At 59.6% G+C, this 19,022-nt stretch carries 20 protein-coding genes; 8 read left to right on the forward strand and 12 right to left on the reverse strand.

The features are described from left to right. Positions 1-247: 247 nt before the first annotated feature. The 3 genes from msrQ to ACSHXH_RS15775 form a co-directional block, all read right to left on the reverse strand. On the reverse strand, positions 248-853 hold the full coding sequence (msrQ, locus tag ACSHXH_RS15765) for a protein-methionine-sulfoxide reductase heme-binding subunit MsrQ (protein ID WP_435672748.1): 606 nt from the start codon (positions 851-853) through the stop codon (positions 248-250). Positions 854-865: 12 nt separating this feature from the next. Further along, positions 866-1,771 (reverse strand): protein-methionine-sulfoxide reductase catalytic subunit MsrP, encoded by a 906-nt coding sequence (msrP, locus tag ACSHXH_RS15770; RefSeq protein ID WP_435672749.1) that lies wholly within the window; start codon positions 1,769-1,771, stop codon positions 866-868. A 135-nt stretch (positions 1,772-1,906) separates the two neighbouring features. Then, the gene (locus ACSHXH_RS15775; protein WP_435672750.1) at positions 1,907-3,391 is read right to left on the reverse strand and encodes an FMN-binding glutamate synthase family protein; all 1,485 of its coding nucleotides are present in this window, start codon (positions 3,389-3,391) and stop codon (positions 1,907-1,909) included. 100 nt (positions 3,392-3,491) lie between these two features. Here ACSHXH_RS15775 and ACSHXH_RS15780 point away from each other — a divergent pair, with 100 nt between their 5' ends. The 4 genes from ACSHXH_RS15780 to ACSHXH_RS15795 all read left to right on the forward strand — a co-directional run bounded on the left by ACSHXH_RS15780 (position 3,492) and on the right by ACSHXH_RS15795 (position 6,426). Then, positions 3,492-3,935: a DUF302 domain-containing protein gene (locus ACSHXH_RS15780; RefSeq protein WP_435672751.1), complete on the forward strand. Its 444-nt coding sequence runs from the start codon at positions 3,492-3,494 to the stop codon at positions 3,933-3,935. A gap of 186 nt (positions 3,936-4,121) precedes the next feature. After that, positions 4,122-4,610 (forward strand): fasciclin domain-containing protein, encoded by a 489-nt coding sequence (locus tag ACSHXH_RS15785; protein ID WP_435672752.1) that lies wholly within the window; start codon positions 4,122-4,124, stop codon positions 4,608-4,610. Positions 4,611-4,733: 123 nt separating this feature from the next. Next, positions 4,734-5,636: an AEC family transporter gene (locus ACSHXH_RS15790; RefSeq protein ID WP_435672753.1), complete on the forward strand. Its 903-nt coding sequence runs from the start codon at positions 4,734-4,736 to the stop codon at positions 5,634-5,636. A gap of 55 nt (positions 5,637-5,691) precedes the next feature. Continuing rightward, a complete protein-coding gene (locus ACSHXH_RS15795) occupies positions 5,692-6,426 on the forward strand; it encodes a BglII/BstYI family type II restriction endonuclease (RefSeq protein ID WP_435672754.1) in 735 nt (244 codons plus the stop codon). Here ACSHXH_RS15795 and ACSHXH_RS15800 read toward each other — a convergent pair whose 3' ends face one another. After that, complete coding sequence (locus ACSHXH_RS15800; RefSeq protein WP_435672755.1) at positions 6,427-7,086, reverse strand: MT-A70 family methyltransferase; 660 nt, start codon at positions 7,084-7,086, stop codon at positions 6,427-6,429. Positions 7,087-7,209: 123 nt separating this feature from the next. Then, on the reverse strand, positions 7,210-9,825 hold the full coding sequence (clpB, locus tag ACSHXH_RS15805; protein ID WP_435672756.1) for an ATP-dependent chaperone ClpB: 2,616 nt from the start codon (positions 9,823-9,825) through the stop codon (positions 7,210-7,212). Between the two features lie 255 nt (positions 9,826-10,080). Here clpB and pyrF point away from each other — a divergent pair, with 255 nt between their 5' ends. Then, the gene (gene pyrF, locus ACSHXH_RS15810) at positions 10,081-10,776 is read left to right on the forward strand and encodes an orotidine-5'-phosphate decarboxylase (protein WP_435672757.1); all 696 of its coding nucleotides are present in this window, start codon (positions 10,081-10,083) and stop codon (positions 10,774-10,776) included. A gap of 103 nt (positions 10,777-10,879) precedes the next feature. Here the strand turns inward: pyrF and ACSHXH_RS15815 are convergent, their stop codons facing one another. After that, positions 10,880-11,278 carry an NUDIX hydrolase gene (locus tag ACSHXH_RS15815; RefSeq protein ID WP_435672758.1) on the reverse strand — a complete coding sequence of 133 codons (399 nt, stop codon included), beginning with the start codon at positions 11,276-11,278 and terminating at the stop codon, positions 10,880-10,882. 66 nt (positions 11,279-11,344) lie between these two features. Here ACSHXH_RS15815 and ACSHXH_RS15820 point away from each other — a divergent pair, with 66 nt between their 5' ends. Continuing rightward, positions 11,345-12,598: a DNA polymerase IV gene (locus ACSHXH_RS15820; RefSeq protein WP_435672759.1), complete on the forward strand. Its 1,254-nt coding sequence runs from the start codon at positions 11,345-11,347 to the stop codon at positions 12,596-12,598. Here the strand turns inward: ACSHXH_RS15820 and ACSHXH_RS15825 are convergent. The 6 genes from ACSHXH_RS15825 to ACSHXH_RS15850 are packed head-to-tail and all read right to left on the reverse strand — an operon-like array spanning position 12,595 to position 17,560. Then, positions 12,595-12,918, reverse strand: coding sequence for a DUF3775 domain-containing protein (locus tag ACSHXH_RS15825; RefSeq protein ID WP_435672760.1), 324 nt, complete (start codon positions 12,916-12,918; stop codon positions 12,595-12,597). The genes ACSHXH_RS15820 and ACSHXH_RS15825 overlap by 4 nt on opposite strands. A 60-nt stretch (positions 12,919-12,978) precedes the next feature. Then, positions 12,979-13,710, reverse strand: coding sequence for an SDR family NAD(P)-dependent oxidoreductase (locus ACSHXH_RS15830; protein WP_435672761.1), 732 nt, complete (start codon positions 13,708-13,710; stop codon positions 12,979-12,981). Further along, on the reverse strand, positions 13,707-14,273 hold the full coding sequence (locus ACSHXH_RS15835) for a DUF3833 family protein (protein WP_435672762.1): 567 nt from the start codon (positions 14,271-14,273) through the stop codon (positions 13,707-13,709). Before ACSHXH_RS15835 ends, ACSHXH_RS15830 begins: the two co-directional genes overlap by 4 nt. A 4-nt stretch (positions 14,274-14,277) precedes the next feature. Beyond that, the gene (locus tag ACSHXH_RS15840; protein ID WP_435672763.1) at positions 14,278-15,510 is read right to left on the reverse strand and encodes an MFS transporter; all 1,233 of its coding nucleotides are present in this window, start codon (positions 15,508-15,510) and stop codon (positions 14,278-14,280) included. Beyond that, positions 15,510-16,265, reverse strand: a complete 756-nt coding sequence (locus ACSHXH_RS15845) for a DUF1365 domain-containing protein (RefSeq protein WP_435672764.1) — start codon at positions 16,263-16,265, stop codon at positions 15,510-15,512. Before ACSHXH_RS15845 ends, ACSHXH_RS15840 begins: the two co-directional genes overlap by 1 nt. Beyond that, positions 16,262-17,560, reverse strand: a complete 1,299-nt coding sequence (locus tag ACSHXH_RS15850) for an NAD(P)/FAD-dependent oxidoreductase (protein WP_435672765.1) — start codon at positions 17,558-17,560, stop codon at positions 16,262-16,264. The genes ACSHXH_RS15845 and ACSHXH_RS15850 overlap by 4 nt, the downstream gene beginning before the upstream one ends. Before the next feature lie 114 nt (positions 17,561-17,674). On the opposite strand from ACSHXH_RS15850, the gene ACSHXH_RS15855 reads away from it, so the two are divergent. Both ACSHXH_RS15855 and ACSHXH_RS15860 read left to right on the forward strand, forming a co-directional pair. After that, positions 17,675-18,331 carry a sigma-70 family RNA polymerase sigma factor gene (locus ACSHXH_RS15855; protein WP_435672766.1) on the forward strand — a complete coding sequence of 219 codons (657 nt, stop codon included), beginning with the start codon at positions 17,675-17,677 and terminating at the stop codon, positions 18,329-18,331. 7 nt (positions 18,332-18,338) lie between these two features. Then, the gene (locus ACSHXH_RS15860; RefSeq protein WP_435672767.1) at positions 18,339-18,995 is read left to right on the forward strand and encodes a ChrR family anti-sigma-E factor; all 657 of its coding nucleotides are present in this window, start codon (positions 18,339-18,341) and stop codon (positions 18,993-18,995) included. Positions 18,996-19,022: the final 27 nt, after the last annotated feature.

A 19,022-nucleotide genomic window follows, 5' to 3' on the forward strand; every position in this document is an offset into this window, starting at 1 on the left:
CGTCCCGTCGTCCGCCTCAGCAGCGCCGGTGAAGGGGTATTTAGAGTCACCGCAGGATGTCCGCAAGAAGAAAAATGACGAAAACCAAATAATTCGCAGCTTTTCTTTTTCACGCTTATTTTCAGAGCGTTGGGGACATTTTCTTTCGCTGAGGTGCGCTCAGGTGATGCATTGTGAGGGTGCTACCAGATGTTGAGGGCTACCTTCAGCACACCGCTATAAGTAGCCCACACATAACGAATGCAGCCTAACCTCGGGCCAGGTTTGCCCGGCTCGCAACGTCGGACCAGTTCACGCGTGTTGCCAGAAGGGCCATGATCACCAGCGCATAGAGGATCGGCTCCCATTGGAACCCCTTTACCAACAACAGGAAATGCAACGCGCCAAACACTGCAATCGGATAAACCAGCTTGTGCAATGCGCGCCATGTGGCCGCCCCGAGCCTGCGCACGCTCCAGTTGTTGGAGGTCAACGCAAGCGGCAGCATCAGGACAAACCCGACCATCCCAACAGTGATGTACCACCGCTTTACGATATCCGCCCAGACGTTCTGAAACTGCACGTCCAGCACCAACCATGTCAGCAGATGGGCCAGCAGGTAAAAGAAGGTGATCACCCCAATGGCCCTGCGGAACTTGAGAAGGTTCACACCAGCCCATCGGCGCAATGGCGTGATCGCCAACCCGGCAATCAAGAGCCACAGCGTCCAGAGGCCAAGTTCGTGTTCGATCCGCTTGGCCGGATCAACGCCCAAGCCCCCTGTCAGACCCAGATAGAAAATCCAGACCACCGGCACAGGGGCCAACACATAAAGCACCCAAGCCGGCACGCGGCGCAGCACAGAGTTCACCATATCACCCACCGGTCAGAAGAACTCCCGAAGGTCCATACCCTCGTACAGGCTGGCCACCTCTTCTTCATAGCCGTTGAACATCAATGTCGGCTGCCGCTTTGCGAACAGGCCACCGCCGATCAACCGCTCGGTGGCTTGCGACCAGCGTGGGTGATCCACCTCTGGATTGACGTTGCTGTAGAACCCGTATTCGCGCGCGTTTGACACGTTCCAGCTTGCAGGGGGCTCTTGTTCGGTCAGGGTGATCCGCACCACCGACTTGATCGACTTGAAACCGTATTTCCATGGCACCACCAGACGCATCGGGGCACCGTTCTGCTTCGGAATATCCTGACCGTAGATCCCGGTCGCCATCATGGTCAGCGGGTGCATCGCCTCGTCAAGGCGCAGCCCTTCGACATAGGGCCAGTCCAGAACGGGGCTGGCCACGCCGGGCATTTCATCTGGCCGCAGAACAGTTTCGAACGCGACATAGTTCGCAGAGGATTGCACGCCGACCCAATTCAACAGGTCAGCCAGTTCGAACCCGTTCCACGGCACCACCATCGACCACGCCTCAACACAGCGGAAGCGGTAGATGCGTTCTTCTATGGTCATCTGCGACAGGATGTCGGCAAAGCTGTAATCCCCAGGCTTGTCGACAAGCCCGTCGATCCGCACCGTCCAGGGATCAATGGTCAGCGCCTGCGCATAGCGCGGCGGGTCTTCCTTGCCGGTGCCGAACTCATAGTAGTTGCAGTAATTGGTGATCTCTTCGAACGTGTTGGGCACCAACGCGTCCTGCGCCCGGGCGGTCAGAGGCATGGCACCAGCGATCGCACCCGCCGCAGCGCCCGCCATCCATTGACGCCGGTTCAGGAACGCCGCATGCGGGGTGACGTCTTTGGATGTAAGAGTGTTTTTCCAACGGTATGCCATGTTGCCCTCTATGCTGTGTTGATACTGCATATAGAGGCACAGGGCTTTGGGTCCAAACCAACTCGTCTCACATTGGCGTGGTGCGTTTGAAATGTTTGGGCGCACCCTCCGTGTTGAACCACCAGCCCACGCCCATCACCTGAGCGGGTGTTGTGGCCATAAATCCGACATCAGGATCGACCGCCCGTCCGGCTGTACGACCCGCACATGGCTGCGGCGCATGAGGCGCGGTTCGGCAACGCCCACCGAATGGGCGATGGTCTCGACCTCTTTGATAATCTCCTTGGCATAAGCTGCCACGCGCACTTCCTTGTCGGTAACCACAAGTCCGGCCTGAAAACGTGGATTATGCGTGGTGATCCCGGTGGGACAGGTGTTGCGGTTACACTTCAATGCCTGAATGCAGCCCAGCGCGAACATGAATCCCCGCGCGTTGGTCACGAAATCCGCGCCCGTTGCCAGCGCCCAGGCGACATCGCCGGGATTTACCAGCTTTCCACTCGCCACCAAGAGGATACGGTCACGCAGCCCGTAGGCATTGCGCAAGTTCGCCACCATCGGCAGCGCCTCGCGGATGCTCATGCCAACCAGATCAATCAACGGCATGGGTGCCGCACCGGTGCCTCCTTCGCCCCCATCGAGAGTGATGAAATCCGGAGCATCCGCATCGCCCCGCGCAGCCACTGCATCAAACAGGCCAACAACACCCTCTTCTGACCCGACACACATCTTGATGCCCGTCGGTTTGCCCGTCACCTCGCGCACCCGCGCGATCAGGGTAAGCAGATCATCCCAATCATCCACCTCTTCATGACGGTTCGGAGAGATACTGTCCTGCCCAACGGGAATACCGCGAATGCGGGCGATCTCGGGGGTGATCTTTGCACCGGGCAGAATACCGCCCTTGCCCGGCTTGGCACCTTGGCTCAGCTTGATCTCGAACATGCGCACGGTGTCATGCGCCGCCACCTCGCGCAGCTTGGCCTCGTCCAGCGCACCCGTCGCATCCCGAACCCCGTATTTTGCGGTGCCGATCTGAAAGACAATGTCGCACCCACCCTCAAGGTGATACGGCGACAAACCACCCTCCCCGGTGTTCATCCATATTCCAGCCCGTTTCGCACCTTTGCTCAGGGCGCGCACCGCTGGCTTGGAAATCGCACCATAGCTCATGCCCGACAGATTGAAGAACGACGTCGCGGTGTACGGAACGCGCGCGCCCGGCCCGATGACTTTGGGCTCAGAGCTGGCAAACTGGTTGTCCAATGGCGGGAACGGCGCATTGACGAAAATCGGAGTTCCGACAATCGCAGTGTTCCGGGTTGATCCGAATGCTACCGTATTGCCATGCCCTTCGGCAGACCGCTTGACCCATTCGCGTTGCGCGCGGTTGAACGGCAGCTCCTCGCGGTCCATCGCAAAGAAATACTGCCGAAAGAACTCTCCCAACGTTGAGAACGCGCCACGGAACCGTCCCAGCACCGGATAATTGCGCCGGATCGCGTCGCTTGTTTGCAGCCGGTCGGCAATGCCAAGCCCCACCGCAACCAGCAACACAAGGCCGATCACCGCAACAAGAAGAACAGCCAAAAACTGCAACGCATACATGGCGACACCCATACTTCCCTCACATTCGATTCATTGCATTTGACGCCAAGGTCAGACTAGACTGCCCCAACGCCATATCCACACGGCAAGGCTTGCCACAAAAGGAGACCCCATGAAACGCTTGCTCGCTTCTCTGGCACTGACATTAGCGGCATCAACAGCGCTTGCTGCCGACATGATCACCTATGACACCGACCAGTCCTTTGATGATGTCACCTTTGGTCTGGAAAGCGCCATTGTCGATGCGGGCTTGGTGATCGACCATGTCAGCCACACCGGCGATATGCTGGAACGGACCAAGGGGGATGTGGGGTCCGACGTCACGCTGTACCTCCATGCCGATATCTTCAGCTTTTGTTCGGCGCAGATCTCCCGCGAGGTGATGGAGGCTGATCCGATGAACATCGTGTTCTGCCCCTACGATATTTTCGTCATGGTCCGCCCCGACACACCCGACATCACCACAATCGGGTTCCGCACATTTCCAGACGGCCCGATGAAGCAGGTCGAAGCGACCTTGGACAGCCTCGCAAGGGCGGCAATCGGCATCGAATGATGACGGAATGCTGACGCCGGATCACAAGAAATTCACTTGAAACGTCAAAGACTTGTTGCTTAGGCGGCAAGCCCTTTTTGTCAAGGCGCGTAGGCGGAAACCCCCGCAGATCCAAAGCTGTCTTTCGCGCGTTTAAAGTTCAGATGTGCGAGACACATCGCAATGTATGACAAAAGGACGAACCAAATGTTTCGTAAGACAGTAATCGCCCTCACCGCCACAGCCTCGATGCTTGCAAGCACCGCCGCATTCGCGGCTGGTCATTCCAAGGACATCGTCGACACCGCAATCGACGCAGGCTCATTCGGAACGCTCGTCGCTGCTGTTCAGGCCGCTGGTTTGGTTGACACGCTGAAAGGCGAAGGCCCGTTCACCGTATTCGCCCCGACAGATGAAGCCTTCGCAGCGCTGCCGGAAGGCACCGTCGAAAGCCTGCTTCTGCCCGAGAACAAGGATCAGCTTGTTGCGATCCTGACCTATCACGTCATCGCCGGCAAAGTGATGTCGACAGACCTCACCGATGATATGGAAGCGGCGACCGTTCAGGGCTCCAACGTGATGATCGACCTCGACAATGGCGTCATGGTGCAAGACGCAAACGTCGTCACCGCCGACATCGAAACATCGAACGGCGTGATCCACGTCATCGACAAGGTGATCATGCCCGGCATGTAATCTACCGAGATTTCGACACAACAAAGGGGCTCCTTCGGGGCCCCTTTTACCGTTCTAAAGATAGACAAACATACGACCAAAACGCCCCGTGCGTTCACCTTGGGCTTGCACTATCACCGTGCCATGTTCCAAGTCCTCACACATGACATCTTGCCGGTTTTCTCCATGCTGGCGCTCGGCTTTCTGCTCGGGCGCTTTGGCAAGGTGTCCCGCGACGAAGCGGCGGCCATCAACCGCGTAGCATTTCTGGTGCTGCAACCGGCGCTGATCTTTTCGCTGGTCAACAACCTCAACTGGTCGTCTTTCCGCTTTGACGCCATAGCACTTTACGCAACCTGTCAGATCGCACTGTTCACAGTCGCCTTCTTCATTGCACGCAAGGTCTTTCAGCGCGAAACACTCGAAGCGTGGCTGCTGGCGATGGCCACCATCTTCGTGAACACGCTGCTCTATATCTGGCCAATCTCCTACCTGATCTACGGAGAGGCGGCGGCCCTGCCCGTCACAGCCGTGGTGGCATGGGATTCGGCCTTTACCTTTGCCTTCTTCATCATCACCACCGATCTGCTGGCCAACCGAAATGTCGCGCCCCTGCGGTCGGTGCGCCGTGTGGCGACCAACCCGGTTCTGATCGCCATCGTCGTGGGAAGCCTCGGCAACCTGCTGGCCATTCCCACCCCCGAACCCATTCTGACCGCCATGCACTTTGCCGGCGTGGGTGCAGCCCCCCTGACGCTCTTTGCGCTCGGGGTGATCCTGTCGGGACAAACGCTGGTGCCCAACGGGGCGGTGTATGTGATGTCGGGGCTCAAGCTGCTGGCGTTCCCCATTCTGATCTGGTCGGCCTTGCACATCGGGGACCGACCCGCCGACTGGAACGCGCTTCTGGTGCTCAGTGCCGCGGGCCCATCCGGGGCGATGGCCTTTGCACTGGCGATGTTGCACGGCGTACGCACCGACACCATCGCGCCTGTGATCATCTGGACATCCACGCTGTCCCTCGTTTCACTGGCCTGGCTGGCCTAGCGGATGTCTGGCGCAGCTCCCTTGCTGCACCCCGTCGCTTTGATAGGGTCGCACCATGTTTGAACGCCTTTCAGATCAGGGATTTGACCTTGTCGTCCGCAACCATGCGGGCGCGATCCTATCGGTCGATTTCCCGACCGTGGCCGATGAATTGATTGATGCGCTGCTCGATCTGACCATCCCCGCCGAAGAACTGATCGGGTCCGGCGGCGGCGAAGCGCAGTCCACGCAACGGCTCCGCAAGCGCCTGACCGAGGCCAGTTGGCCAAAACACACCTTCGATTTTCGCATGATCGTCGATGGTCGGGAAACCGTGTCGCACAGTCACGAGATCGACCATGTGCGCAGCACCGATCTGGGCAAGGTCGCGCTTGAGATCGAATGGAACAACAAGGATCCGTTCTTCGACCGTGATCTGGAGAACTTCCAACGTCTGCACGCGCAATCCGCGATTTCCGTCGGCGTTCTGATCACGCGCGGCGCAAGCCTTCAGGCCGACATGCGCGGCATCATCCAGCGCTGCATCGAAAAACATGACTTTCTGGACGAGACCGAGATGGTCGAGGCGTTTGGGATGAAAGACCGAACCAAGCGCCAGCGCGACGCGGTTCAAAAGCTGATCGACCAGAAAATCCCCTTTGCCGAGGCGTTTTCAAAGCACTTTGTCAGCGACAAATTCGGTGCGGCCACGACCCATTGGCAAAAGCTCAAGGATCGGATCGACCGCGGTGTCGGCAATCCGTGCCCGCTCTTGCTGATCGGATTGCCTGCGTCGATCGTGGCCGAGTGATCACTCGGCTGCGGCAACGCCCGAGTTATGTTTGTAGGTCTTCCAGGTTGGTTTGTAATCGTCGCTCGCCTGATTGCCCCAGACGGTCCAGCCGTCCCGAACACCGCGCCCGAAAAGCTCAAGATACGGACCCCAGGAACAGCTTTCGATGATCTTGTACTGCTCATCCGGCTTGCGGCTATGCTCGCGCTTGCGCGTCTTGAGCACGTCACCATCCGGTTCGTCCGCCTCAATGTAGTTCACCTGCGACCGTCCCGGCCCCAATGTGCGCACATCCTTGCCGCGCACCCCGAACAGCAGAATTTCGGTCACATTGCGGAAATAAAACCCCACACCGCGCCCATCCGGCCCGCCATCTTTGCGCACTTTTTCCCAGATAATGTTGGACTTGTATTCAAAGCCCCACGCCTTCAACACCTGAAGCCCGTCGGGCAAAAGCGCGTTTGGCACCCACAGGTAGCAATGCGCGCGGTCCTCAAGGCTTTCTGCCACCGGCAGCGCGCAAATCTCGTCAAGCTCCATCGTGGGATAGCGCGCCAGACGTTTATGTTCGGGCGCTATCTTTCCAGTCCGGTTCTGAAACCGCCACGGCGGGTCTGCCATGACAGTGGCAAAACGGTCGTCGCCCAGAAATTTGCGCAGATCGTCCGCGGCACTCATGACTCACCTCTGATTGTGGGTTCGTATCTGTCTAGATCAATATTTTGTATGGGGCAAACAAAGAACGTCGTATGCCCCCAAATGCGTAGGGTGGGCAATTCTGCCCACCCCTCCAAGGTATCGTCAATGCACCACGGCATCATCTGGGCGGGGCCGGTTCGACGCCGCAACGCGGTCGCCGATAATCAGCCCTTCGGACCCGGCCGTCACCGGCACCAGATCACCATCCGCAACATCCCCCGCCAGCAACATTTCGGCCAGCGGATCCTGCAACGCACGCTGGATCACACGCTTCAACGGACGCGCCCCGAAAACCGGGTCATAGCCTTCATCGGCCAGCCACTTGCGGGCGCCATCATCCAGTTGCAGGTCGATCTTGCGCGCCGCAAGACGCTTGAGAAGCCGTGCCATCTGGATATCCACGATCCCGTGCATGTCCTCACGCTTGAGCCGGTCGAAGATCACGGTCTCATCCAGACGGTTGAGGAACTCGGGGCGGAAATGCGCCCGCACCGCGTCCATCACATCGCGCTTGGCCTGACTGGGGTCAGCGCCGTCCGGCAATTGCGACAGGGCTTGTGACCCAAGGTTCGAGGTCAACACGATCAAGGTCTGCTTGAAATCCACGGTCCGGCCCTGACCATCGGTCAGAACGCCATCGTCCAAAACCTGCAACAGCACGTTGAACACATCCGGGTGCGCCTTTTCGACCTCGTCGAACAGCACGACCTGATAGGGACGCCGCCGCACGGCCTCGGTCAGGACGCCACCTTCATCATAGCCAACATACCCCGGAGGCGCCCCGATCAGACGCGACACGGCATGTTTTTCCATGAACTCGGACATGTCGACCCGCACCATCGCGTTGTCATCGTCGAACAGGAACTCGGCCACAGCCTTGGTCAGCTCGGTTTTACCCACGCCGGTTGGCCCAAGAAACAGAAACGACCCCAATGGCCGGTTCTCATCGTTCAGACCCGCCCGCGCACGGCGCACCGCATTGGCAATCGCCTTGACCGCCTGATCCTGACCAATGACCCGCTTGTGAAGCCCCTCTTCCATCCGCAACAGCTTGTCGCGCTCACCTTCAAGCATCCTTGACGTCGGAATCCCGGTCCAGCGTTCGACAACACCCGCGATCTGTTCGGGGCGCACGGCCTCCTCGACCATGACATCGTCATCCGCAGACTCGGCCTCGGACAACTGCTTTTCCAGTCCGGGGATCACGCCGTAAGACAGCTCACCCGCCTTGGCGAGGTTGCCTTCGCGCTTGGCGATCTCAAGCTCGGCACGCGCACGGTCCAACTGTTCCTTCACATCCCGCGCAGAGGCCAGCTTGTCCCGCTCCGCCTGCCACTTGGCCGTCATCTCGGCCGAACGTTGCTGAAGATCGGCCAAATCCTTTTCAAGTTTGGCAAGCCGGTCTTTCGACGCCTGATCGTCCTCAAGCCGCAGGGCTTCGGCCTCGATCTGCTTTTGCAGGATATCGCGGTCCAGATTGTCCAGCTCCTCGGGCTTGCTGTCCACTTCCATCCGCAGACGCGCGGCTGCCTCATCCATCAGGTCGATGGCTTTGTCCGGCAGGAAACGGTCGGTGATATAGCGATGCGACAGCGTCGCCGCCGCCACCAAGGCACTGTCCGAAATCCGCACACCGTGGTGCAGTTCGTACTTTTCCTTGATGCCGCGCAAAATGCTGATCGTGTCCTCGACCGTGGGTTCCTGCACCATGACCGGCTGGAACCGCCGCGCAAGGGCCGCGTCTTTTTCAACGTGTTTGCGATACTCATCAAGCGTCGTGGCACCCACACAGTGCAATTCGCCCCGTGCCAAAGCGGGTTTCAACAGGTTGGACGCATCCATCGCACCATCGGCCTTGCCCGCACCGACAAGCGTGTGCATCTCGTCGATGAACAGAATGATTTCGCCCGCCGCTGTTGTGACTTCGGACAGGATACCTTTGAGACGCTCTTCGAATTCGCCCCGGTACTTTGCCCCAGCGATCAACGCACCCATATCGAGCGACAAAAGCCGCTTGTTGCGCAAGGATTCCGGCACGTCGCCATTCACGATCCGCAAGGCAAGCCCTTCGGCAATCGCGGTTTTCCCCACGCCCGGTTCCCCGATCAGAACGGGGTTGTTCTTGGTCCGACGGCTCAACACCTGCATCGCGCGGCGAATTTCGTCGTCGCGTCCGATGATAGGGTCAATCTTGCCCTCACGCGCACGTTCGGTCAGATCAAGCGTGTATTTCTTGAGCGCCTCATACTGGTCCTCGGCACTGGCGCTGTCGGCGGTGCGGCCCTTGCGGATATCATTGATCGCCGTGTTCAACGCCTGCGCGTTCACAGCCCCCGCCTCAAGCGCTTCTTTGGCGGGGCTTTTGACCATCGCCAACGCCATCAAAATCCGCTCAACCGGAACAAAGCTGTCCCCCGCTTTGGTGGCAATCTTTTCGGCTTCGTCCAGAACCTTGCCAGTCGCACTGTCAAGGAACACCTGACCAGCATCGCCCGACACTTTCGGGATCTTGGCGATCTTGCCATCCAACGCCTGCACCACCCGCTGCGGGGCACCGCCCGAACGCTGGATCAGGTTAGAGGCCAAGCCCTGTTCGTCGTCCATCAACGCTTTGAGGATGTGCTCGGGTGCAAGCCGCTGATGGCTTTCCCGCATTGCAATCGTTTGCGCCGCTTGGATGAAACCGCGCGACCGCTCCGTGAACTTTTCTAAGTTCATGGCATTCTCCTTCATGTTAAGCGCCCCGGTGGATGAAACGCCCGCGTGCGGCACGTTCCTGGTCAGGGCCTTCGGAAAATAAATGGGGGCACAATCGCCACCATTCAAGAGGTTCCAACCCCGCCCAAGGCGACGTTTGCCGATATCGCCTGGATGCCTCGGCGCGTGCCGGACGACGCCAAAGGCGACCGGGTTGTTCCTTGACCCTTGGCCGCATGTGGCTAAGACGGAGCAAATCTTGCAAAGGACCTTGCCATGTCAGATGACCGATTGATCGTTGCACTGGATGTGCCAAATGCCCTGAGCGGCCTTGCGCTTGCCGAAACGCTTGGCGATGCGGTCTCATTTTACAAAATCGGCCTTGGCATGCTGACCGGCGGCGGATTGGCCCTGGCAAACGAGCTCAAGCAAGAGCAGGGCAAGCGCGTCTTTCTCGATATGAAGCTTTTTGACATCGGCGCAACGGTCGAAGCCGCCGTGCGCGGGTTGGCGCAGTATGATCTGGATTTCCTGACCGTGCACGGCGACCCCCATGTCGTGCGCGCCGCCAAAGAAGGCGCAGCGGGCTCGGATCTCAAGATCCTCGCGGTGACGATCCTGACGTCGCTTGAACGCTCCGATCTTGACGAAAGCCTGATCCGCGACGGCGCGATCCCCGATCTGGTGGCCGAGCGTGCAGGCCGTGCGTTTGACGCGGGCGCGGACGGAGTGATTTCATCCCCCAACGAAGCGGCCCTGATCCGTGCATTGCCCGAAGCGGCAGGCCGGTTGATCGTGACGCCGGGTGTGCGCCCCGCCGGGGCCGATCTGGGGGATCAAAAACGCGTGGCGACGCCAGCCAATGCGATAAGGAACGGCGCGGATCACATTGTTGTCGGTCGCCCGGTCTGGCAAGCCGATGATCCGCGTGCCGCAGCACAGGCCATTGTCGCCGAAATGCAGGCAGTTTGAACGCGTTAACAAGGGCTTAACGCAAATTTTTCCGCCTGCAATTTCAATGGCTCGCAGGAAAACTTGCCCATGGGCAAGTTTCATTACCCGGTTCGGCATGGCCTCAAACACGGCCTTCAGACAGGTACGCCTGCACCATCTGCGCGAAATGCGGAATCGCCTCGGGGTGGCGCACATAGGCCAGCGGGTCCATCAAGGCCCAGCCCTGTCCCTCTGATCCAAACACAATCCGCGCGTCCGCTCCTGCTGGCAGATGCGCGGCAAAGAACACCCCACGCTTGAACCGGTTGCACCAGACCAGATCGTCGGGACCAAGCATCAGGCCAACCTCTTCAAACGTCTCGCGCAGCACACAGGCCTCGGGGGTTTCTTGCCCCTCGCGGCCCCCGCCCGGCAGATCAAGCCGACCGGGCCACGGAATGTCGGGCCTGTCATCCCGGCGCAGCACAACAATGCTGTGACCGATAAACAGGATAAGCTTTGCCCCGCCAAACGCGATCATGACCACCCTTTTTTGCGCCTCAACTTGGGTGTATCCTGCCACAGTAAAGCTGGATACCCCAACCCCATGCCTGCCCTGTGCCGCGATTGCCTGTCCGAATTTGACGCCGGTGCGCGCTGCCCCGCCTGCCGTTCTCCGCGTGTGCTGGCCCATCCCGAACTCTATGACCTGAGCATCGCACACATGGATTGCGATGCGTTCTACGCCTCGGTCGAAAAGCGCGACAACCCCGATCTGGCCGACAAGCCGGTCATCATCGGCGGCGGGCGGCGTGGTGTGGTGTCGACCGCCTGCTATGTCGCGCGGATCAAGGGCGTTCGGTCTGCCATGCCGATGTTTCAGGCGCTCAAGCTGTGCCCGGACGCGGTGATCGTGAAACCGCGCATGGAGGCCTATGCCGAGGCCTCCCGCGCGATCCGACAACTGATGGAGGAACTGACCCCGTCCATTGAACCCTTGTCACTGGACGAAGCGTTCATCGACCTGACCGGCACCACACGTCTGCACGGGCACCCCCCGGCCGTCATGATGGCGCGCCTGGTCAAACGCATGCGCCAAGAGCTGCGACTCACAGGGTCCGTCGGCCTCAGTCACAACAAGTTTCTCGCCAAGATCGCGTCCGATCTCGACAAACCACGCGGGTTTTCGGTGATCGGCAAGGCCGAAACCCAAAGCTTCCTGCGCCCGAAATCCGTTCGCATGATCTGGGGTGTTGGCACCGCCACACAAGATTCGCTGGACCGCGCGGGCATCCGCACCTTTGACGATCTGCTGCGCTGGGAACTTGATGATCTGACCCACCGCTTTGGCACAATGGGCCATCGCCTTTGGCACCTTGCCCGTGGACAGGACAGCAGGCGCGTCTCGGCCCACAGCCCGATGAAATCCATCTCGAACGAGACCACGTTTCATGAAGACACCAGCGATCCAGACCTGCTGGACGGCCATCTTTGGCGGATGAGCGAAAAGGTCTCGGACCGCGCCAAGGCCAAGAACCTTGCCGGGCGCGTGGTCACTCTCAAACTGAAACGATCAAACTTCACGCTGGTGACAAAACGCCTGTCGCTGTCCGATCCAACCCAGATCGCGGACCGCATCTATCGCACCACCCGCGCGCTGTTCGATCAGGTCGGCGATCAAGGCCCCTACCGGTTGATCGGCACCGGCATCAGCGACCTTAGCCCGGCAGACGGTGCGGATGTCTCTGGCGATCTGCTTGATCCGCAGGGGGTGAAACGCGCGCAGGCCGAACGAGCGACGGATGCCATTCGGGACAAGTTCGGCCCGGACGCGATCCTCAAAGGGCGGGCGCTGCGCTAGCGCCCCATCACATCGCTTTCAGCATCGGTCGCCGAAATGCCCAGCGCGTCCAAACCCGCCTCAAGGTGATCCGCCAGATGCGGTGTCCCGATCAGGTAATCGGCGGTGGGCGTCGTGGCTTCGTTCATTGCGGTCTCGAATGCCTCGTCCCATTCTTCAACCTCGAAGGCACCGCGCCCGATCCACATGACGGTGACCAGCGCGGCCTGTTCTTCTTCGGTCATTCGGTCGACAAGGCCGCGCATTTCGCCCTCGGCCCGGCCCAGTTCGCGCGCCATCACAATGACAGCGGCGACCTTGTTGGCACTGATATGTTGCATCCCAAATCTCCCATAATCGTGGGCTGACCATGGGCCACAAAAACCGCGGCTGCTTTGATCCTACGCAAACAGCCGATAATAGAGCCAGTCCGGCAAGAACTGACTGCCCCGGAACACCCATGAAAACAGCGTCGGGAAACTGCGCTTGAACGCATCTGTGTTCATATGCTCGAAAAATTCGCGCGCGGCGTCGTCCGGCTCCATGATAAACGGCATGTTGAAATCATTCTTGTCGGTCAGACGGGTCTTCACAAATCCCGGATTGACCAGCTGAACGCGCACATTTGTCCTGTGCAGGTCCGCGTATAGCGATTCTGCCAAGGTCATGACCCCGGCCTTGGACGCGGTGTATGCCGCCGCTCCGGGCAGGCCCCGGAACCCCGAAAGCGATCCGGTCAGAACGATATGCCCCGCGTCGCGCTCTACGAATTTTGGCACCACTGCCCCCATCAACCGCATCGCGCCGGTGAAATTGATATCCGCCATCGCAGTCGCCTGATCCGCATCCCAGTTTTTGGCTCCGAACGGCCAATAGACACCGGCAATCTGCACAACCCCGTCAATCTCGCCCACAGCCTCGGCGGCGGCCTTGACCGACTCGGCGTCCGACACATCCACCGTCACCACATCCGCCCGTCCCGGCAAAGCGGCGGCAAGGTCTTTCAGCTTGTCTTCGCTCCGGGCCGACAACACGAGGTGGACACCCGCCGCGCTCATCTTGTGCGCCAAGGCGGCGCCAAGACCTTCGCTTGCGCCTACCAACCAATACCGTTTGCCAACCCAATCGCTCACGCCGCTTCCTTCCTGCGCATCGTGGCCACAAGTTCAGCCACCTTGATTCCGTATTTGCGAAACTGACTGCGGTTCACGATGGTTCCATTCGGGGCAAGATACATCCAGTCCGTGGTGTCCAGAACATGCCCGCCCTGTGCCTCGGGCAGCTTGTACTTGTACTTGAGCTGCACTGTTGGCCCGCTTTGCACGCCTTCGCCTTCGCCCACGACATCCGATGCCGTGGCCCGGATTCGCCCGTCATTGCCAAGCGTGAGATTCCATTCGCGCAGCACCTCATCGCCGCTGTCATAGACAAACCGTTCGGTCATAACGCCCTTATTGCCGGTCCATTTGGCCATGAAATCCCCCACAAACCGCGAGGTGACGCGGCCCGTCGGACCGTAGATCACACCCTCACAGACAATCGGTCCGTTCAGATGGGTGCGCAGGTCAAAAACCTCGCCTTTGGCATTGGCATAATCAGCCGGGGTTTGACCGTAAAACCCGAAATACCTGCTTTTGAGGTATCCAAGGAAGAGCATCAGGCTTGCTCCGAGAAATACGAGAAAGACTGTCTCCATGACGTCATTCCTTTCCTAGCGGTGTTGCGATCAGAAGTCCGATCGCCACCAGTTTCAACGCACAGGGAACCCCTGCGTAGAGCAAAGTCAGTGTAGTCAAAGACGTATCGCTGTTGTCCGCACCGGACACGAAACCGCTGGCTTCGAGGATCGGCAACAGCGCGATGGCCGCAAAGGCCAGCGTGAATTTCGACACGAAGCCCCAAAGCGCAAACCCTTCGGATGCATTGGGGGCAACCGTTTCCATGCGGCGGGCGAACACCGCTGGCAGCAGTGTCAGATCCGCCCCGACCGCAGCCCCGGATGCCAGACAGATCAGCGCGAACCAGACCGTGTCGCCGCTGCCCAACATCAGGGCAAAGCTGAACGCGAGGATTGCCAGAACCATCGCCGCCAAAAGCGCCGGTTTGGCCCCCACCCGTTCGGCCAACGCGCCCCAGAGCGGAGCCGCCGCCGCAGCCGCCACGAAGAACAGCAGCAAAAGCGGCCCTTCCCAGCCCGGCGCGTTCAGACGGCTTTCCACAAAGAACAGGAATAGCGTCGAACTCACTGCAACCGGGGCTGCATTGACCAGCGCAATAAGCAGCAAGCGGCGCGAAATCTGGTCCCTGAGGACGACGCCAAACCCTGCCGACGGCTCGGTCGTTGCACCGCGCCATTCATTGTGCATGGCAACGCCCGCAATCAGGCAGGCCACCGCAAAGACCCCGGCATAGGTCTCAAAGTCCGGCCATGCGAGCGCAAGAAAGATCGACGGCAGAACCGAGGCCACGCACACCCCCAGCAACGCGCCGGTCTCGCGCCACCGGGCCAGCCGAAGATAGCCCGTATCCCCCCCCAGCGTTTTCGCTTTCTGCACCCCGCGCGCATAAAAGTTGATGGTCAGAAAGCTGAACGCGGAAAACACCAGCGTCAGCATCACCGCGAACCACACCACCGGGTTGGTCGGGGGCGTCACCGCGAACAACCCGATCATGGCCGCCCCCATGATGACCAATGTCAGCGCGACCGCGAGGCCTTGAAACCGGCGGACCGCAACGGCCAGCTTGCCCAAAAGCGGGTCTTGCACCACATCGATCAGACGCAGGATGAACAGAACCGTACCAAGGGCGGCAAGGCTCACACCATATTCATCGACATAGAATTTCGGCGCATGAATATAGATCGGCAAACCTGCCGCCGCGAGGACCGCCGCGAAGACCGCGTATCCCCCAAGATTTTGCCGATCAGACGCCATTACTGGCTGACTTCTTCCAAGGGTGGCTCGGGGCGGGTGCGATAGCGCGATCCCTTCCACCACAGCTTGAGAGCCTGCCAATGAATAAGGGCCAACACCCGGCGCGACCCGAATGGACGGCGCAGCACGGACCACAGGATTGACCCGTTGCTGATCGTCTTGCGCGGACCGGTCAGCGTGGCAATCAACCCGCCTTCCCCTTGGGTATAGTCGATCCAGATGCCGATTTTGTCAGGCCGAATGTCGAACCGGAATTCATAGCCGCCTTCGACCGGCTGAAACGGCGACACGTAGAAAATCTTGGTGGCCTGCAACCTGTCCGATGGGCCGATGGGCGTATTGCCCGGTTTGCGGCACAGATAGGAATGACGGTCGCCAAAAGTGTTCGACACTTCGGCAATCACCGCGACCAGATGGTCCGCCGCGTCATGCGCCAGCCAGAAGGACACCGGGTTGAACACATGCCCCAACATCCTCGGCTGCGCGAGCAACATCAGCCGCCCCTCGGCCTGCACCTGATGCGCCGCAAGAACCTCGCGCGCCCAAACGGCCCCGCGCCCACAACCCGGCGTGCCGCCATGATCGCGGTCTTGCAGGCTCGTGAGGTTGCCTGCGTTGCGTGAGAAAAGCCACGGGGTCTTGGGCGCGGATTCGGCATCAAGCATCACGTAGTCGATGGAATACTTGAACGCATTCGCGGTGCTGCCCTTCCGCCCGTGGTAGGTGTGGCCATTGATATGATCGACAGCGCTCATTCCGCGGCCACCGGAGCCGCGTTGCGCGCGCGGATCGCATCCACGACCTCAACGGCACTGCCAAGCCCGTCTTCGTGGAAACCGTTCTTCATCCAGGCCCCGCAGAACCATGTCCGGTTCGTACCGTTCATGTCGCGCACGATCTCTTGGGCAGCGAGCGCCTCAAGATCATAGACAGGATGGCGCAAAGTGCATTCGTCGTAGATCAGCTCGTCGCGGATCGGTCGCGTGGTGTTGAGCGTGACGAAATGCGGATCGCTTTCCGGGATCGGTTGAAGGCTGTTCATCCAGTAGGTCAGATCAATGGCGTTCATCTCTTTCGCCGCCGTCTCGGTATAGTTCCAGGACGACCAGCAGATGCGCCGCTTGGGCATCACGCTTGGATCGGCATGCAGCACGATCTTGTTCGGTTGATAGGTGATCGCCCCTAAGGCGCGCGTCTCGGCCGGGGTTGCATCTGACAAAAGGCGCAGTGTGTCGTCGGAATGGGTGGCAAACACCACCTCGTCAAAGCGCTCCCACTCCGCGCCCTGTGCCTTGACCTCAGCGCCCATGCCATCGCGTCTTACGGATTCAATCGGCGCGCCAAGGCGCAACGTCACATTGCGCGCCTTCATCGACGCCTCAAGGCGGCCCACATATTCGATCGAACCGCCCTGAACGGTGTACCATTGATGCTGGCCGGAGACGGACAACAGCGCGTGGTTCTCCATGAATTGCACCAGCGCATGGGCAGGGAAATCCATCACCCTGTCGGTCGGCGTTGACCAGATCGCCCCGGTCAGCGGCAGCAGGTAGCAATCGCGGAACCAATCGCCTGTTCCCAATTGCTCAAGAAACGCACCAAGGCTGAGGCTACGGTCGCGCGTTGCCTCTGTCGCGCGTTTGTTGAACTTGGCAATATCCGCCAGCATCCGCAGGAATTTCGGGTTCACGAGGTTTTTTTTCTGTGCGAACACTGACCCGATAGAGGCCAGAGCATATTCGATGCGCCCGCCATCAAGGCTCGCACCAAAGCTCATGTTGCTTTTGGTGACCGGCACGTCGAGCGATCCGAACAACCGCGCCAGATGCGGGTAGTTGGCATAGTTGAACACGATGAACCCGGTATCCACAGGCTGATCGCCGTTTTTTCCGGCCATGATCGTCCGGGCGTGCCCACCAAGGCGCGGCTCGGCCTCGAACAGTGTCACAAGGTGATCTTCGGCCAGCATGTGCGCGGCCCCCATCCCGGAAATCCCTGCGCCGATGATGGCAATTTTCTTGGGAGCGCTGGCGCGGGCTTCAAAGGGCATGGTCGTCTCGCTTTTATTCTGTCTAGTTTTGTTTACGTTTTACGCCGGGGGACGGATGAAAAGAAAAAGAAAAAGATCTTTGATCCAATCCTGTGCTCATGCCGTAACCCACTTATGTTGACGAGCACAGTCTATGCGTCGGGATGCGACCCCTCGCCCGTTGCCACCGGGTTCAAAATGGGTGACCTCTGCTCGGAAACCGTGATCGGACTAAAGACTTTGAACGACGGAACACCAACCAGCGTGGCCCCTTGGGTCAACGACCTTGTCGCGGTCCGCGACCGCCGCGACGAAACGGCATTTGTCCGTGTGTTTGAACACTTTGCTCCACGGGTCAAAGCGTTTCTGATGCGGACGGGCATGGATGCCGCGCTGGCAGAAGAATGTGCGCAAGAAGCGCTCGTGACTGTGTGGAACAAAGCGCATCTTTATGATGCATCGCGGGCGAGTCCATCTACATGGATCTTCACCATCGCCCGGAACAAGAAAATTGACGTGCTGCGCAAGCAGCGCCGTCCAGAACCCGAAGACCTGACATGGGGCCCTGAATCAGAGCCCGATCAGGAAGATGTCCTCGGGTTGCAACAGGAGAGCGAACAACTGGGTCGCGCTTTGCGCGATCTGCCCGCGAAACAAAGGGAGCTGATCGAAAAGGCCTATTTCGGAGATTTGTCGCATAGCGAAATCGCCGAACAGACCGGATTGCCACTGGGCACGATCAAATCCCGCATAAGACTGGCGCTGGACCGATTGCGCCATTCGATGAAGTGACACTGATATGACCGTACAACATCACCTGACAAACGACCTCTTGATGGCCTATTCGGCTGGCGACCTGCCCGAAGCCGTCAACCTGATCGTTGCCACGCATATTTCGCTCTGCGATGAATGTCGGGCCACCTTGGGCAGCTTTGATGCTGTCGGCGGGGCCGTTCTGGACGGATGCGACACCGCCGCGATGTCGGGCAACAGCCTGGCTTCGGTGCTTGACATGATCCACGCACAAGACAGCAAGATCACGGCGCGGGGCCCGGCCCAGACTGATGCCGCTGATCCGGTCCTGCCTGCGCCGCTGCGTGATTATGTCGAAGGCGGTTTGGACAATGTGCGCTGGCGGCCTGTGGGCATGGGTGTGAAACAGGCTATCCTGCCCACCACCAAAGACGCCACAGCCCGTCTGCTCTATATCCCTGCGGGCACAGCGATCCCCGATCACGGCCACAAGGGTATGGAACTGACGCTGGTGCTCAAAGGCGCGTTTCAGGACGAAGACGGGTATTTCGGGCGCGGCGATATCGAAATCGCCAGTGAAGACCTGAACCACACGCCGGTGGCTGATATCTCGGAAGATTGCATCTGCCTTGCCGTCACCGACGCGCCTTTGCGCTTCAGGGGGCTGATGCCGCGCATCGCGCAGCCTTTCCTTGGCATATAATCGGGTTTAGTACAAAGTCCTCGCACA

Origin of the sequence: Marivita sp. (assembly GCF_051251565.1) — a bacterium.
Classification (GTDB): Bacteria; Pseudomonadota; Alphaproteobacteria; order Rhodobacterales; family Rhodobacteraceae; genus Marivita.

Bases quoted from the DNA above. Each gene is read 5' to 3' on its own strand.
- ACSHXH_RS15815 (WP_435672758.1), bottom strand. From the start codon at position 11,278: ATGATCGCGTTTGGCGGGGCAAAGCTTATCCTGTTTATCGGTCACAGC.
- ACSHXH_RS15820 (WP_435672759.1), top strand. From the start codon at position 11,345: ATGCCTGCCCTGTGCCGCGATTGCCTGTCCGAATTTGACGCCGGTGCG.
- ACSHXH_RS15775 (WP_435672750.1), bottom strand. From the start codon at position 3,391: ATGGGTGTCGCCATGTATGCGTTGCAGTTTTTGGCTGTTCTTCTTGTT.
- ACSHXH_RS15835 (WP_435672762.1), bottom strand. From the start codon at position 14,273: ATGGAGACAGTCTTTCTCGTATTTCTCGGAGCAAGCCTGATGCTCTTC.
- clpB (WP_435672756.1), bottom strand. From the start codon at position 9,825: ATGAACTTAGAAAAGTTCACGGAGCGGTCGCGCGGTTTCATCCAAGCG.
- msrQ (WP_435672748.1), bottom strand. From the start codon at position 853: ATGGTGAACTCTGTGCTGCGCCGCGTGCCGGCTTGGGTGCTTTATGTG.
- ACSHXH_RS15790 (WP_435672753.1), top strand. From the start codon at position 4,734: ATGTTCCAAGTCCTCACACATGACATCTTGCCGGTTTTCTCCATGCTG.
- ACSHXH_RS15840 (WP_435672763.1), bottom strand. From the start codon at position 15,510: ATGGCGTCTGATCGGCAAAATCTTGGGGGATACGCGGTCTTCGCGGCG.
- ACSHXH_RS15795 (WP_435672754.1), top strand. From the start codon at position 5,692: ATGTTTGAACGCCTTTCAGATCAGGGATTTGACCTTGTCGTCCGCAAC.
- ACSHXH_RS15780 (WP_435672751.1), top strand. From the start codon at position 3,492: ATGAAACGCTTGCTCGCTTCTCTGGCACTGACATTAGCGGCATCAACA.
- ACSHXH_RS15860 (WP_435672767.1), top strand. From the start codon at position 18,339: ATGACCGTACAACATCACCTGACAAACGACCTCTTGATGGCCTATTCG.
- ACSHXH_RS15845 (WP_435672764.1), bottom strand. From the start codon at position 16,265: ATGAGCGCTGTCGATCATATCAATGGCCACACCTACCACGGGCGGAAG.
- msrP (WP_435672749.1), bottom strand. From the start codon at position 1,771: ATGGCATACCGTTGGAAAAACACTCTTACATCCAAAGACGTCACCCCG.
- ACSHXH_RS15855 (WP_435672766.1), top strand. From the start codon at position 17,675: ATGTTGACGAGCACAGTCTATGCGTCGGGATGCGACCCCTCGCCCGTT.
- ACSHXH_RS15785 (WP_435672752.1), top strand. From the start codon at position 4,122: ATGTTTCGTAAGACAGTAATCGCCCTCACCGCCACAGCCTCGATGCTT.
- ACSHXH_RS15800 (WP_435672755.1), bottom strand. From the start codon at position 7,086: ATGAGTGCCGCGGACGATCTGCGCAAATTTCTGGGCGACGACCGTTTT.
- ACSHXH_RS15825 (WP_435672760.1), bottom strand. From the start codon at position 12,918: ATGCAACATATCAGTGCCAACAAGGTCGCCGCTGTCATTGTGATGGCG.
- pyrF (WP_435672757.1), top strand. From the start codon at position 10,081: ATGTCAGATGACCGATTGATCGTTGCACTGGATGTGCCAAATGCCCTG.
- ACSHXH_RS15850 (WP_435672765.1), bottom strand. From the start codon at position 17,560: ATGCCCTTTGAAGCCCGCGCCAGCGCTCCCAAGAAAATTGCCATCATC.